Below are 14,570 nucleotides of genomic sequence, written 5' to 3' on the forward strand. Positions count from 1 at the left end.
ATAAAATGAGATAAGATTTATGCGTAAACTTTTTGACCAGGTTTCATTTTAACATCGCCATCATATCTGCCTGGTATTGCTATATATTCATAGGCTTGAGTTGCTCCAATTTCTGAGGTAAAGAAACCAAGCATCGTTAAATCTCTGGCTATTGCAAAAAATTGAGGGGTTGTTTTTGGTTTATCTTTAACAGCCATTGGATTGCCAGGCTGCTCTTTTTCAGATTTAGCACCTTTAGTATCTTGTTCTAATTTGGCAGCTTGATCAATTTTATCTTTTTCAGTCTTTTGAGCAGCTATAGTTTCATCACGAACTTTAGTGATTAATTCTTGACGCTCTTTTACTGAAATTTCTAAGAATGATTTTCCAAAGTCTTTTTTAGACCTTTCTTCAATATCTTCAAGACCTTTTACGAATGCATTTTGAGCTTCCTCAGGATAACAATCTTTTATCATCATTGTAATAAAAGGCCCTACATTTGCTGCTTTAGCACCTGGAGATTTACTGGTTGTAGGAATAATGATGTCTGCAATTTCTGTAACTAATTTCTCTTGGTCTGCAGTAAATAAATTACTACTGTTTTTTCCAGGTGTGTTACAGCTATCAAATAATGTAGCAATTGTGGTGGCCGATAATGCTCCGCCAATCAAAAAAGCAACACTTTTTACGGCTTCTCTTCTGTCCATGGGATTTGGTTATTTTTGGTAATCCAAAGGAACTCCTTTGGAGCAATTAAATTAGACAAAATATCCCAACATAACGAAACTAAAAAAGTAATTTATAGAAACGGTATTAAATTGAGTGTACAAATTACACTTTCTAGCCATTTTAAAGCTTAATAAAGTCTTTTGTAAAAATTAGTTTACATTAATAAAACGTTTTACCTATAAGCAGGTTTATAGATTTTTTTACCTTTGCTGCTTACCCATATTGTATGAACGAAAAAATATTAGTGTTAGGTTCTAATGGACAAATAGGAACTGAGTTAGTAACAGCTTTGCGAAAAGCTTATGGTAATGATAACGTTGTAGCTTGTGATATCCGCAGACCCGATTATGAAACTAAAAACGCCGGGCCGTTTGAATTTGTTAACGTTCTTGATAAAGAAATCTTAAAAGACATTTTTCAGAAGTATAAGCCTTCTCAAGTTTATTTGTTGGCTGCATTATTATCTGCTACAGGCGAGCAAAATCCAAAATTGGCGTGGGACTTAAACATGAACGGTTTATTAAACGTGCTAGATCTAGCTTTGATTTATAAAACAGCTAAAGTTTATTGGCCAAGCTCAATCGCTGTTTTTGGTCCAAATTCTCCAAAAGACCATACACCGCAGTATTGTACAATGGATCCTAATACGGTTTACGGGATCAGTAAACTAGCAGGAGAGCGCTGGTGCGAATATTATCATCAGAAATATAATTTAGACGTAAGAAGTATCAGATATCCTGGACTAATTAGCTGGAAAGCTGCACCTGGTGGGGGAACTACTGATTATGCAATTCATATTTTCCATGAAGCATTAAAAAAAGGCAGTTATGCTTCTTTTTTATCGGCAACTACAGAACTGCCAATGATGTATATGGATGATGCTATTCGCGGTACAATAGAATTAATGGATGCTCCTGCTAAAAATATAAGTATTAGATCAAGTTATAATTTTGGAGGAGTTCATTTTACACCAGAGGTTTTAGCAGCAGAAATTAGAAAACATATTCCTGAATTTAAATTAACTTACGCAGCAAATGATCCACGTCAGGAGATTGCCGATAGTTGGCCAAGATCTATCGATGATAGTCAGGCAAAAAAAGATTGGTTGTGGCAGCCAGAATTTGATTTGGCAAAAATGACAGAAGATATGTTAAAGAATTTAAAGAAATAATAAAGTAAAGGTAATAGCGAAAGGCTTAAGGTCTTGATACTTGATACTAACTACTAGATACTAGAAAAAATGGGAAGAGCATTCGAATTTAGAAAAGAAAGAAAGTTTAAACGTTGGGCTAAAATGGCCGTACAGTTTACGCGTATCGGAAAAGACATTGTAATGGCAGTAAAAGAGGCTGGGCCACATCCAGAAACTAACTCTCGTTTACGCAGTGCGATGCAAAATGCCAAAGCTGTAAATATGCCAAAAGATAGAGTAGAGGCTGCAATTAAACGTGCGTCTGATAAATCTATGGCAAACTACGAAGAAATAGTTTACGAAGGTTATGCTGCTCATGGCGTTGCTGTATTAATTGAAACTGCTACAGATAATACCAATAGAACAGTAGCTAATGTGCGTAGTTACTTCAACAAAACTAACGGAACTTTAGGTAAAACGGGTTCATTAGATTTTATATTTTCTCGTAAATCTATTTTTAGGTTCGCACCTGCGGAAGATTTGGATTTAGAAGAATTAGAGTTTGAATTGATTGATGCCGGCTTAGAAGAATTATATGTTGAGGCTGATGAAGATGGAAATGACATCGCAGTAGCCCAAGGTGCTTTTGAAGATTTTGGTCGGTTACAAAAAGCTTTGGAAGAAAAAGGAATGGAACTTAAAAGCTCAAAATTAGAGCGTATTGCACTTTCTCATCACCCTATAACAGAAGAGCAAGCTGTTGATGTTTTAAAATTGATTGATAAGTTAGAAGAAGATGATGATGTACAAGCTGTATATCATAACATGGCAGAGTAATAGTTGTAGTTTAAAGGTTTCCTGTTAGAGGTAGTATGCTAACAAAAAGAGCTTGCAGCATTAAAATCTGCAAGCTCTTTTTGTTAAAGATTTTATAATATAGTTTATTATCTCATAACATCACTTTTAACTCATTTCTTATTCCCAAATAACCAAGGTAATAAATTGGGTTCGGCAAAAGCACTATCCCAGCTATTATGGTTCGCTTTTGGATAAATGGTGTACTTGGGTTCATGTCCTAAACTTCTTAATTCTCTAAAGATACTATATGAAAGTTGCGGATTAACAACATCATCTAATCCCCCATGGAAAATCCATAAAGGAACATTTTGGTACTTCTTTACATTTTTAATATTATCGCCACCGCAAATGGCAAAGGCTGCAGCAAAGGTTTTTGGTTTACGCCTTAATATCTCAAAAGTTCCCATACCACCCATGGATAGTCCACCTACGTAAATTCTGCTTTTATCTGTATAAGGTTTGTTAAGTTCTTGATCAGTTAACTTTAATAAAAGACTCATTGTCTTGGTAGGTTCGCCACCTTTTTGAAAAGTAAAAAAACGTTTACTATTGATCTCTTCAATCTCCACATTAGACCAATAACTTTCTTCAGCACATTGTGAGAATATAACAATTGAAGGGAAATTCTGCCTGAAATCATCGGTTAAGAACATTTTAGAACCATGAGTTAACTGCTTTTGATTATCATTTCCACTTTCACCTCTACCATGCAAAAAGAAAACCACAGGATATTTCTTTGTTGCATCAAAATTCTCTGGATACAGGATGCGATATTTTAAAGTATCAGCTCCTACAATAAAATTCTCTTTCTTAAATTTTGTTAAGTCCTGTGCTTTTACTGATAATATCATCAAGCAAAGAATGAAAATTAAAGATATTTTTTTCATAGTTGTGTGTTGTTGAAGGATTATTTAATTAATTTAAAATCAGCCGATTTTGCATCTCTTGAATTTGTACCGATAAACAATTTAAAATCTCCAGGTTCTGCAACAAATTTAAGATCGCTGTTGTAAAACTTCAATGTTTCTTCATTAATGGTGAAGGTAGCGGTTTTACTTTCGCCAGGTTGCAAAGCGATTTTTAAAAATCCTTTGAGTTCTTTAACAGGCCTTGTGATAGAACCCACTAAATCACGAGTATACATTTGTACAACCTCTTCTCCTGCAAATTTTCCGGTATTTGTTAAAGTTACTGTGGCTGTAATTTGCTGTCCAGGTTTTATCGTATTCGAACTTAATTTTATATCGCTATAGCTAAATGTTGTATAACTTAATCCGAAACCAAAAGGATAAAGAGGATCGTTACTTACATCTAAATAATTAGAACGAAATTTCTCAAACCATTTTCCTTCTGCCAATGGGCGACCAGTGTTTTTGTGTGAATAATAAAGAGGGATTTGACCCACATTTTGTGGGAATGTTGTACTTAATTTTCCAGAAGGATTTACATCTCCAAATAATACGTCAGCAATGGCATTTCCTGCTTCACTACCAGGAAACCAAACATTTAAAATTGCATGAATATTTTCTTGTTCCCATTTTAAAGCTAACGGTCGACCGGTAAATAAAACCAATACAATAGGTTTTCCTGTTTTAGCTAGCTCCTTCAATAAATTCTTTTGGGTTTCGGGGATTTCAATGTTAGAAACACTACTGCTTTCACCACTAAACTCAGAGCCTTCGCCCATTACAGCCACAATCACATCAGATTTTTTTGCAACATCCAATGCTTCTTTAATCATATCTGCTTCTGATCTTGAGTCGTGCTTATAAGTTGGATTGTGAACATTAACATAACGATGTTCCAAGGCTGAATCTGCCAAAAAGTTAGCCCCACGAGCAGTTAATACTTTTGCATTTGTGCCCAAAGCATTTTTTAAACCTTGTAAAACGGTTACAGATTTATCCAATAAAGCGGCGACACTCCAAGTACCATACATATTTGCCGTATTATCAGCCAATGGTCCAATTAATCCAATAGTGCCTGACTTTTTTAATGGTAAAATATTGTTGTTTTTTAAAAGAACAAAACTTTTTGCGGCTATATTTCTTGCAATAGCACGGTTTTCTGGAGTAAAAACGTCTTTTTCTGGTCTAGAAATATCACAAAATTTATAAGGATCTGTAAACAAGCCTAATTTGTATTTGGCCTCAAGAATTAAGCGACAAGCACTATTAATTTGAGCAAGGGTTACTTTTTTTTCTGCCAATGATTTTTTAAGTGTTCCTAAAAAGCCATTACCAACCATATCCATATCAATACCTGCATTTAAAGCTAAAGCAGAAACAGTTTGTAAATCTCCCATTCCATGTTCAATCATTTCAGGAATGCCAGTATAATCGGTAACAACAAAACCTTTAAAACCCCATTGATTTCTCAATACATCAGTCATTAACCATTTACTACCAGTTGCCGGAATTCCTTCAACTTCATTAAAAGATGCCATAATACTTGCAGAACCAGCATCAACTGCAGCTTTGTAAGGTGGGAAATACTCATTGTACATTCGCACACGGCTCATGTCAACTGTGTTATAATCTCTTCCAGCTTCTGCAGCACCATAAAGCGCATAATGTTTTACGCAAGCTAGAATTTCATTGTTTGCCTGCAATTTGCCTTGATAACCCGTTACCATTGCTTTCGCAATCTGAGAACCTAAATAAGGGTCTTCTCCGCTACCTTCAGAAATTCGTCCCCAGCGTGGGTCTCTAGAAATATCTACCATAGGTGAAAAGGTCCAGTTAATTCCGCTTGCACTGGCTTCTATAGCTGCAACTCGTGCAGATTTTTTTACTGCATCCATATCCCAAGTACAGCTTAAGCCCAAAGGGATTGGAAAAACAGTATTATAGCCATGTATTACATCCATTCCAAAAAGCAATGGAATTTTTAAGCGACTATTTTCAACAGCAATTTTTTGAACGTCTCTTATTTTATCTACGCCTTTGATATTGAATAAGCCTCCAACTTGACCTGCTTTAATGTTTTTACTAATGTCTGAGCTATTTGCCTGCCCTGTGGTAATATCACCAGAACTCGGCAAATTTAGCTGTCCAATTTTTTCATCAACAGTCATTTTAGACATTAAGTTTTTGATGAAATTATCCATTTTTTGCGTTTCAGAACTAACTGTTTTTTTCTGTTGAGCAAAACTTGAGTAGTAGGAGAGCCCTAATAAAATAAATAGGAGTTTGATTTGTTTCATCTGTGTATTCTTTTGTGTGTATTTATTATTTTTTGTAGGTAAAACCAAGTTTATCTAGTCCAGATTGCACTTCAGGTGCACTCATAAATAAATTCCATAATAAACCTGTTCTACCATTTTCTATCATTACTACAATTGGACCTTGGTCTATACCGATATATCGTTTAGGATACCAATTATCAGTTTCACTATAAGCATCATAAAAACCAAATTCTCCCCAAACCTTATCCCCCATATTTTCATATAAATGCCTAATCATTTGCATGCTTTCCTTAGGGGCATAAGGGTAGGAAGAAAGAGCAGCGGTTGGACTGATTACGGCAAAATCTTCCTTAATATTATGTGCTGCATAACCTTTAACAGAATAACTCGCTGTTAAGCCCCACGAATTTTTGCCGTAACCCTTAAAGCCTTTAGGGTTAGCAATTGCGTAATCGTAATTAATTAGGGTATGGTTTCTATTCTCTTCCCAATAATCTGCATATTTATCCTTTAAGCCCTTCGGGTTTAGGCCTAGATAGGAATAATGAGCCCAAAAAAGCGGTCCAACACTTTGCCCAACAACATTGTGTTTTAACTTAATAGTATGCCCATATAAAGAAATATTTGTATTTATGGCACCGCTTTTTGCCCAGCCTTGGTGATAAACTTCAGCAGGAACTCCAAAAGTAGGAGAGCAGGCTGCCATGATGTAAGTAATTAAACATTCATTGTATCCGGTAATGGCAAAATTCATTTTCCAACCAGAATTTGGCGACCAATGCCAGTACAATACATTTTTGTTATTTTGTCTGTAGAAGTTCCAATCTATGCCTTTCCAAAGTTCATCTGCTTTTTGCGCCAATGCTTTTTCTTCGGCATTTCCATTGACGTAATATTGGCGAACGCAAACTAAAGCTTGTGCAAGGAATGATGTTTCTACTAAATCTCCAGCATCATCATTTTTTCCGAAAGCTTTGGCTTTTCCTGATGGCAACATCCAATGTGGCCATACGCCATGAAATCTATCGGCTTTTGCCAAAAAATCGATCCCTTTTTTGAGGTGCTCATAGCCTTGTTGTTTGGTTATAAATTTACGTTCAATGGCAACAATAGTTCCCATTATACCGAAACCACTAGCCCCTGTAGCAATTATATCTTTATCGTTTTGTGGATAAATATTGTCACTGTGGTAACGCTCCCTTGATAAACCCGAAATAGGTTCGGCCCCTTCGTAAAAATACTTATAAGTTTGTCTTTGGACCAAGGTGAGTAATTGATTATCATTTAATTTTTTCTGAGTACTAATTTTGTTTTTTTGCGGTGTGCTACAACTGCTCAGTATAACGAATAGGGAAAAGGTATATAAAAGTCTCATTTGTGTGTTGTATTATAGATTAGGACTGGTAAAGCCTAGATTTTTCATTCCAGTTTTAATTTCTGGTGCACTCATGAATAAATTCCAAAGTAATTTACTGCGATGATTTTCAATCATTATAATAATTGGTCCCTGATCAATTGCTAAAGTTGAAGTAGCAAACCAAGGGTCATTAAGTTTAAAAGCATCAATAAATCCATATTCTTTCCAAATCTTATCGCCTAACTTATAATAGAAAAATTTAAGCGCTGCCATAGATTCTGTTGGTGTATATGGAAATGATGATAAAGCTGCAGTCGGGGCAATTACACCCAAATCATTGGTTGGTGAACTTGCAGCGTAACCATTAGGAATATCGCTTGCAGTTAAACCCCAACAATCTGGCCCATAACCAATATTTTTAGCTGGATTAGCCACACAATAATTGTAATTAATTTGAGTGTGTGCTTTAGTTTGAGTTTCATAATTGGCGTATGTATCTACCAATCCGATAGGATTTACACCTAGAAAAGTATAGTGTTCTAAAAACAACGGGCCACCATTTGCAACACCTAAAGGTAATTGAACACCGTAATAAGAATTTCCATTTTTCATGGCACCACTTCTTGCCCAGCCCAAATCGTAAACAGATTTTGGAATGGAATAAGTTGGCGATGCGGCAGCCATGATGTAAGTGTTTAACGCCTCATTCCAACCTTGCAGTGGTAGATTTAAGTCCCAATTATAGTTTGGACTCCAATGCCAATACAAAACGTTTCCACCATCTTTTCTAAACCAAGACCATTCAATACCATTGTAAATCGAAGTAATATCGTTTCTTAGGTTAGTTTCAGCTGCATCTGGTCCTGTGAAATATTGACGAGCAGTAATTAATCCCTGCATTAAATAAGAGGTTTCAACCAAATCTGCCCCATTATCTTTAGTGCTAAATGGTATAGTAGCGCCTGTGACACCATTTAACCAATGAGGATAAGCGCCATGGTATCTTGTTACATTGTTTTTAAGAAAACCCACCATTTTTTGAATCCTTGCTAAACCTTCTGGTCTAGTAATAAAGTTTCTGCTAACTCCAGTTACGATTGCCATGACACCAAAGCCAGAACCGCCAGTAGTTACAATATCTCCAGAAGTATTTCTCTCTCTAGCCAAGCCACTTGTTGGGTGGCCAAAATCCCAAAAGTATTTAAAGGTTTGTCTTTGCACCAAGGTTAAAAGTTCATCATCAGTTATTCGAGCAAATTTATCGCTATTATCTAAACCAGAAACTAAGGTTATATTAACAGGGTTGATTAAATTTCCTCCGCCAGCAGATTTTAGATTGGCAGTAATGTTTAAAGAATAGGTTGAGAATGATTTGAAATCACTTTGTGGTGCGATGATTAATGTTTTATTTCCATCCTGATAGGTTGTTGTAATAGGGACAGATGATCCTAAAGCATCTGTTAATAAAGCGCCATTTGTAACCGTTGAGGTATTAATAGCTTCAGTAAAATTAAATTTGATAACGGGCTTTAAGTTTGTCACATTGTATTTAAGTGTGCCGTTATAAATATCATTAACAGTAAAAGATAAAGAAGTGTCGGTATTTGTAGCTATTTCAGTTTTACTTTTTTTACAACCTGTGCTAAACAAAAGTGCCGAATAAGCCAATAAGGTAAAAGCAAATTTTAAATGAACTCTTATAAAAATAAACTGCATAGGGAAATGTGTAAGGTTATTTCATTAAAAACACAGTACAGCCAAAGTGTACTGTGTTTTTGTCATTTAGAATTACTTTCCGGCTAGGCCAAGGTTGTAAAGTGCCGAGATATAGGCTTGAGGAAGAGGGGTATTATAAAGCCTTACCTCGTCAATTGACCCAGTCATTGCACCAAAACTTGTGTCAGTACTTACCGATTTTCCTGGGATAAGGTTATAAACTCCACCCATGATGATTTCGCTTGGTTCAAATGAATTAAAGACATTATTACCAGTTCCCCTACTTGGATAATTACCAACCTTTATGGCGTTTGCCCAAATATCAAAAATTCCTGAAGTACCATCATACGTAATTACAAAGTGTACCCATTTATTAGCCCCAATTTTAGGCGAAAGATTGGTAGCGCCAAAGTTGTTAATATTATCTTGGCGACCACCACCTAAGGTTGTAAAATAGGGGTGTATTTGTATGTAATCTGTATTTGTGGCAGGGTTTGCATTAGTTTCTAGAATAAAGTCAAAGCTCCCATTAAACAATCCTGGTCTAGCTATTTGAAATAGCATGGTTTTCTTAGAGCCATTATTTGAAATTTGTACCCACTCACTTAATGTAAAGCTTTTTAACGCGGCTGTTTTAACCGCATTAAATTGTGTGCCATAATATAAATAGCCTGCATTTAAGCTTAAAGCCTGTCCTTTAACTCCACTAGGGATAAAAGTATCATTTGAAGTTGATGTAGGTGCTGTGGCAGATTTGATTTCATTTTTGGTTCCATCAAAAGACCAGTATGCAACTAAATTTTTTGGATAAACTTCGTCGGATGAACTAAAACCATCAATTTTGCCAGCATAATTTGAAGCGTCTATCTCTGGTAAATTGTTTGGATTGCCATCTTTTTTACAAGATGAAAAAGTGGCGGTTGCAAGAGTTAAGCCTAATAACCAGCCCTTTGTATATAAATTTGAAAATTTCATATCGATAATTATTAATAATTAGGATTTGGTGTTAATACGCCTTTGCTTAAATCTATTTGAGTTTGAGGAATTGGTAAAACATTATCTCTAGCTGGATTGTAATTTGGTCTACCAGCTGCAGTTAATGCAGTTTGAGCAATTCCCCAACGCACAAGATCGAAGAAACGATCATATTCCATGGCCAATTCAATTCTTCTTTCTTGCTGAATAGCTAAGCGTAAAGCAGTTTGATCCGTAGTAACAACATTAGGAAGAATTGCCGCATTACCATTTCTAGCTCTAGCACGTACACTATTTAAAGCGGCTAAGGAAGCGGTCGTATTAGCTGCGCCACCAACTTCATTTGCTGCTTCAGCATACATCAAAACAACATCAGCATAACGTAAAATACGCAAGTTCATCCACCAGCCAGAATTGTAGCCATAAGCAGCTCTAAAAGATGGGTTAGTATATGCTTTATGGTTATAAATTGGGTTATTCCAAGTTGTTGCAGTTATTTCACCATACACAGTTTTGTATGGATTAGGAGATGCTAAGGTTGCAGCTGTATTTCTATACAAAAAAGTTCTTGCTTTACGTGGGTCACCTGCCTCATATGCATTTTCCAAATTGGTATTAGGAACATTCCATCCAAAACCTAAGTTCCAAACCCCTCCGTCTCTAACGCCTTGAAATTGAGTTGTTTGAATACCGTTGTCGGTTTGTACAGTTGCGCTAGCTGTGGCTTGTATTTCAAATACAGATTCTTTACTGTTTTCACCAGCTTCACCAAATATCTTATCATAAGGTGTAGATAAATCATATTGGCCATTTGTCATCACTAGATTTGCTGCAGACATAGCTAAAGCCCATTTTTGTTGCGTTAAGTAAACTTTCGCCAATATGCCATTTGCAGAACCACTTGTAGGGCGGCCAATAAATTTCTTATCCCAGCTAATAGGTAAATTAGCTGCTGCAAATTTTAAGTCGCTTTCAATTAAAGCATAAATTTGTGCAGGTGTACTTTGAGGAATATTTATTTGAGCAACAGTTAAAACCTTGTCAATTAATGGAACTCTCCCAAAAAAACGAACCATATTGAAATATGCATAGCCTCTTATAAATTTCGCTTCTGCTGAAGATTGTAATTTAACGGCATCAGTTGCAACAATGTCTTTGTTGTTTTCTATTTGATCTAAAGCAGTATTACACTTGTTAATTAAGGTTAAATACTCAACCCACATTCCATTTACGATACCGTTACTAGGCAATACTGGAAAAGTATCCATGCTATTTGCATCTGCACCACCATCACCTGCTGTACTTCCTTTATCCGCATCATCACTTCTTACACTAGTAGCTAAGAAAAAACCAGTTACATGCACACCATACCCCCTAAGGTCTTTATAAGCTCCAAAAAGAAATTGATCATAAGGACCAGCACCAGTTGGATAAGGGTAATTTTCGGTTGTGTAAACTCCTTGTCTTTCTGTATCTAAAAACTGTTTACAGCCAGAAACAGTTGAAATTATTGTTATTATAACGAGTATGGTAACAAAATTTCTAATTGTATTATTAAAATTTTTCATTTTCATTTTTATTTAAATGATATCGATTAAAAAGTTACGTTTAAACCAAAAGAGTAAATAGCTGGTACTGGATAAATTCCATTATCAGCCCCGCTTCCTAAAACGTTTCCTAATTGGGCTTCTGGTGTATAACCAGTTGCTTTTGTCCAAGTTTTAACGTTTTGGCCACTTACAAATAATCTAAGTTTTGAGATGCCAACTTTAGTTAAAGCATTTGCGCCAAAAGTGTAACCCAGTTGCACATTACGCAGGCGGAAATAATCTCCAGGCTCTAAGAAATATGTGCTAAATAATAGGTTGTTACCACGAGAATTATCTAAAATTGGTTCAATATTAGACGAGCCCGGAGTAGTCCAAGCATTTAAACGATTACTTTCATAATTTAAGATAGAGAAGTTAGCGGTACGACGTTGGGTATAAATTTTATTTCCAGCAACACCTTGGCCTTCTATTGTGGCATCAAAACCTTTATAAGCCAAACCAATGCTTAAACCATAACTATAAGGAGGGAACGGAGTGCCTAAATAACCTCTGTCTAATGGAGAAATAATACCATCTCCATTAATGTCTGCATAAGAAATATCTCCAGGTAATGAGTTAGCAAAATGAGGTGTTTTGTCTAAATCTGCTGTAGATTGATAAATTCCTGTTTGAGTGTAGCCATAAAAATAACCTATCGATCTACCTGTTTCTGTAAGGTTAACACCACCATTACCAAGTAATTGGAAGCTAGTGATGCCAGTTGAATTTACTTTGTTTTTATTGTAGCCGAAATTTCCAGATATATTATAAGTTAATTCGCTGGTAATTTTATCGTTCCAGCTTAAACTTACCTCAATACCTTTATTGCTTATTTTACCTAAGTTGGTTACATAACCTTTTGTTGTACCTGGTAATGTTTGTGCTGTAATAATACCACTAGAAGTTTTGTTATAAAGGTTTACTTCTGTACTTAAACGATTGTTTAGCGCTCTTATGTCTAAACCTAAATCAATTCCTTGTACTACTTCAAACCTTAAATCTGGGTCAGCATAAAAAGCTTCAGAAACAGCAGTGTAAATATTATCACCAAAAATTGCTGTTGATCCATTATCTAAACCAACTTGAGCCCTGTTTTCTGTTGCACCATTTGCATTACCTAATCTTCCCCAGGCAGCACGTAATTTTAAAAAGTCGATACCTTTAACATTATCTTTGAAGAAGGTTTCCTCACTGGCAACCCAACCTAATCCAACACTACCAAATGTACCCCATCTGTTTTTAGGTGCAAAAATAGAACTACCATCTCTGCGTATAGAAGCATTTAGTAGATATTTGTTTTGATAAGCATAACTGATACGTCCAAATACACCTGTGTTAGAAAATTCTGTACCACCACCACCATTTGAACTAGGATTATTAGCATTTATTATTCCTAAATACCAAAGGTTTGAATTGTTTGGTACATTTAAAGTAGTATCTCTACGGGAACCTTCTAAAGTGGTTGTTGATTGTTTAAATGAAGTAAAACCTACAATTGCATTAAGTTTATGGCCACCTTTATATTCTTTGTCGTAATTTAAAGTATGATCTTGTTGATATCTTCTGCTTTCAAATGTATTTTGATTTACACTTGTTCTAACCGTATTGTCATAAAAAGTAGCCGTTGGCACAACACCTTCACCCAAGTTAACTACGGTGTAAGGTAGTGGAGAATAACCTCTTGTATTGTTAAAACCTAAGTCGGTGTAAACGGTAGATTTAAGTGTAAAATCTTTTAAGAATTTAACCTCAGCAAATAAGCTCCCATTAATTCTATAGCCCCTTTGTATAGAGGTATTACGATTACGCTCAGTCGAATAAACTAAATTGCCAACTTGCGCTCTTTGAAAAGACGGCATAGTATAATATAAACCAGCATCATTTTTAACGCCAACTATAGGCGCAGCCCACAACGCATTATTTAATGAAGCTGCTGTAGGCTCATTTCTCCAATGAAAACCTGTTAAGTCTGCACCAACTTTAATTTTATCAGTAATCTTGATCTCTTCACTCAAACGAGCGATGAATTTTTTATAATTATTATACTTGATAATTCCATCTTGGTTATTATAGCCAATGTTAATAAGCGTTGTGCTTTTTTCACCGCTATTAGATACGCTTAATGAATTGGTGTTGATTACTGCATCACGAATCATTTGATCTTGCCAATTGGTATTAGCGGTATAATTGGTATAATCAAATGGAGCCGCTTTTAAGTTGGCTAATTGTGCAGAATATAGTTTCTTAAAGCCGTTTGCGTCAACTACATCAATTTGATTGGTTACATGTTGAATACCCAGTGTACTTTGAAAATTAACTCTAGTTTTTCCTCTAGCTGCACGCTTTGTAGTTACTGCTATTACGCCATTAGCACCTCTTAGTCCAAAAATGGCTACAGAAGAAGCATCGCGTAATAAATCTATAGATTCTATATCTGCAGGGTTTAAATAATCGATGTTATCCTGTAATAAACCATCAACTACATATAATGGATTGGCACTTCCATTTGTACTATTTATACCACGTATACGTACAGTTGGGCTTGAACCTGGAGAACCTGAATTACTGATTGTTAAACCAGGTACTTTTCCTTGCAGCGCAGCAATGGGGTTTGTAACTGCTAGTTTCTCAATATCTTCTCCTTTTACACTTGCAATAGAACCGGTTAAATCTCTTTTCTTTTGTGTGCCATAACCCACAACCACAACCTGTTGTAAATCGTTAGTGGCAGATTTAAAATCAACATTAATTGTTGTTCTGTTGTTAATTGCAATTTCTTGAGTGGTATAACCTATATAGGTAAATACCAACGTGCCGTTTGCAGGAGCACTTATGGAATAGTTTCCATTTACATCTGTTTGTGTTCCATTTGTTGTCCCTTTAATTATTACGCTTGCAGATGGAACAGCTAATCCTGCATCATCTTTTACCACACCTTTAATTGTAACATTTTGGGCATAGGCAACGTTTAATAAAAGCAAACAAAGAACGATTAAAACAGAAAATTTTGTAAAGATTTTTTTCATACTGTTGTTCATATTTGATTAA

General features: G+C 35.5%; 10 protein-coding genes. 2 read left to right on the plus strand and 8 right to left on the minus strand.

Annotation, left to right across the window (positions count from 1 at the left end):
• Positions 1-17: 17 nt before the first annotated feature.
• Complete coding sequence (locus tag EZ428_RS06910) at positions 18-686, minus strand: gluconate 2-dehydrogenase subunit 3 family protein (protein WP_131552355.1); 669 nt, start codon at positions 684-686, stop codon at positions 18-20.
• A 248-nt stretch (positions 687-934) separates the two neighbouring features.
• Between EZ428_RS06910 and EZ428_RS06915 the strand changes: the two genes are divergently transcribed.
• Positions 935-1,879 (plus strand): NAD-dependent epimerase/dehydratase family protein, encoded by a 945-nt coding sequence (locus EZ428_RS06915; protein ID WP_131552356.1) that lies wholly within the window; start codon positions 935-937, stop codon positions 1,877-1,879.
• Between the two features lie 69 nt (positions 1,880-1,948).
• A complete protein-coding gene (locus tag EZ428_RS06920; RefSeq protein ID WP_131552357.1) occupies positions 1,949-2,677 on the plus strand; it encodes a YebC/PmpR family DNA-binding transcriptional regulator in 729 nt (242 codons plus the stop codon).
• Between the two features lie 131 nt (positions 2,678-2,808).
• On the opposite strand, the gene EZ428_RS06925 is transcribed toward EZ428_RS06920, so the two are convergent.
• The 7 genes from EZ428_RS06925 to EZ428_RS06955 all read right to left on the minus strand — a co-directional run bounded on the left by EZ428_RS06925 (position 2,809) and on the right by EZ428_RS06955 (position 14,548).
• Positions 2,809-3,585, minus strand: a complete 777-nt coding sequence (locus tag EZ428_RS06925; RefSeq protein WP_131552358.1) for a carboxylesterase family protein — start codon at positions 3,583-3,585, stop codon at positions 2,809-2,811.
• Positions 3,586-3,605: 20 nt separating this feature from the next.
• Positions 3,606-5,903, minus strand: coding sequence for a beta-glucosidase BglX (bglX, locus tag EZ428_RS06930; protein WP_131552359.1), 2,298 nt, complete (start codon positions 5,901-5,903; stop codon positions 3,606-3,608).
• A gap of 25 nt (positions 5,904-5,928) precedes the next feature.
• Positions 5,929-7,260, minus strand: a complete 1,332-nt coding sequence (locus EZ428_RS06935) for a glucoamylase family protein (RefSeq protein WP_131552360.1) — start codon at positions 7,258-7,260, stop codon at positions 5,929-5,931.
• Between the two features lie 12 nt (positions 7,261-7,272).
• Positions 7,273-8,958 (minus strand): glucoamylase family protein, encoded by a 1,686-nt coding sequence (locus tag EZ428_RS06940; RefSeq protein WP_131552361.1) that lies wholly within the window; start codon positions 8,956-8,958, stop codon positions 7,273-7,275.
• 72 nt (positions 8,959-9,030) lie between these two features.
• Entirely contained in the window at positions 9,031-9,933 is a 903-nt protein-coding gene (locus tag EZ428_RS06945; RefSeq protein ID WP_131552362.1) for a LamG-like jellyroll fold domain-containing protein, read from the minus strand.
• An 11-nt stretch (positions 9,934-9,944) separates the two neighbouring features.
• Positions 9,945-11,501: a RagB/SusD family nutrient uptake outer membrane protein gene (locus tag EZ428_RS06950; RefSeq protein ID WP_131552363.1), complete on the minus strand. Its 1,557-nt coding sequence runs from the start codon at positions 11,499-11,501 to the stop codon at positions 9,945-9,947.
• Between the two features lie 26 nt (positions 11,502-11,527).
• Positions 11,528-14,548: a SusC/RagA family TonB-linked outer membrane protein gene (locus tag EZ428_RS06955; protein WP_131552364.1), complete on the minus strand. Its 3,021-nt coding sequence runs from the start codon at positions 14,546-14,548 to the stop codon at positions 11,528-11,530.
• Positions 14,549-14,570: the final 22 nt, after the last annotated feature.

The sequence above is a fragment of the Pedobacter frigiditerrae genome (assembly GCF_004331645.1).
Classification (GTDB): Bacteria; Bacteroidota; Bacteroidia; order Sphingobacteriales; family Sphingobacteriaceae; genus Pedobacter; species Pedobacter frigiditerrae.

What these genes read in the sequence shown, in the direction of transcription:
- EZ428_RS06935 (WP_131552360.1), bottom strand. Translation starts at nt 7,260, where the DNA reads ATGAGACTTTTATATACCTTTTCCCTATTCGTTATACTGAGCAGTTGT.
- EZ428_RS06945 (WP_131552362.1), bottom strand. Translation starts at nt 9,933, where the DNA reads ATGAAATTTTCAAATTTATATACAAAGGGCTGGTTATTAGGCTTAACT.
- EZ428_RS06915 (WP_131552356.1), top strand. Translation starts at nt 935, where the DNA reads ATGAACGAAAAAATATTAGTGTTAGGTTCTAATGGACAAATAGGAACT.
- EZ428_RS06910 (WP_131552355.1), bottom strand. Translation starts at nt 686, where the DNA reads ATGGACAGAAGAGAAGCCGTAAAAAGTGTTGCTTTTTTGATTGGCGGA.
- EZ428_RS06940 (WP_131552361.1), bottom strand. Translation starts at nt 8,958, where the DNA reads ATGCAGTTTATTTTTATAAGAGTTCATTTAAAATTTGCTTTTACCTTA.
- EZ428_RS06920 (WP_131552357.1), top strand. Translation starts at nt 1,949, where the DNA reads ATGGGAAGAGCATTCGAATTTAGAAAAGAAAGAAAGTTTAAACGTTGG.
- EZ428_RS06950 (WP_131552363.1), bottom strand. Translation starts at nt 11,501, where the DNA reads ATGAAAAATTTTAATAATACAATTAGAAATTTTGTTACCATACTCGTT.
- bglX (WP_131552359.1), bottom strand. Translation starts at nt 5,903, where the DNA reads ATGAAACAAATCAAACTCCTATTTATTTTATTAGGGCTCTCCTACTAC.
- EZ428_RS06955 (WP_131552364.1), bottom strand. Translation starts at nt 14,548, where the DNA reads ATGAAAAAAATCTTTACAAAATTTTCTGTTTTAATCGTTCTTTGTTTG.
- EZ428_RS06925 (WP_131552358.1), bottom strand. Translation starts at nt 3,585, where the DNA reads ATGAAAAAAATATCTTTAATTTTCATTCTTTGCTTGATGATATTATCA.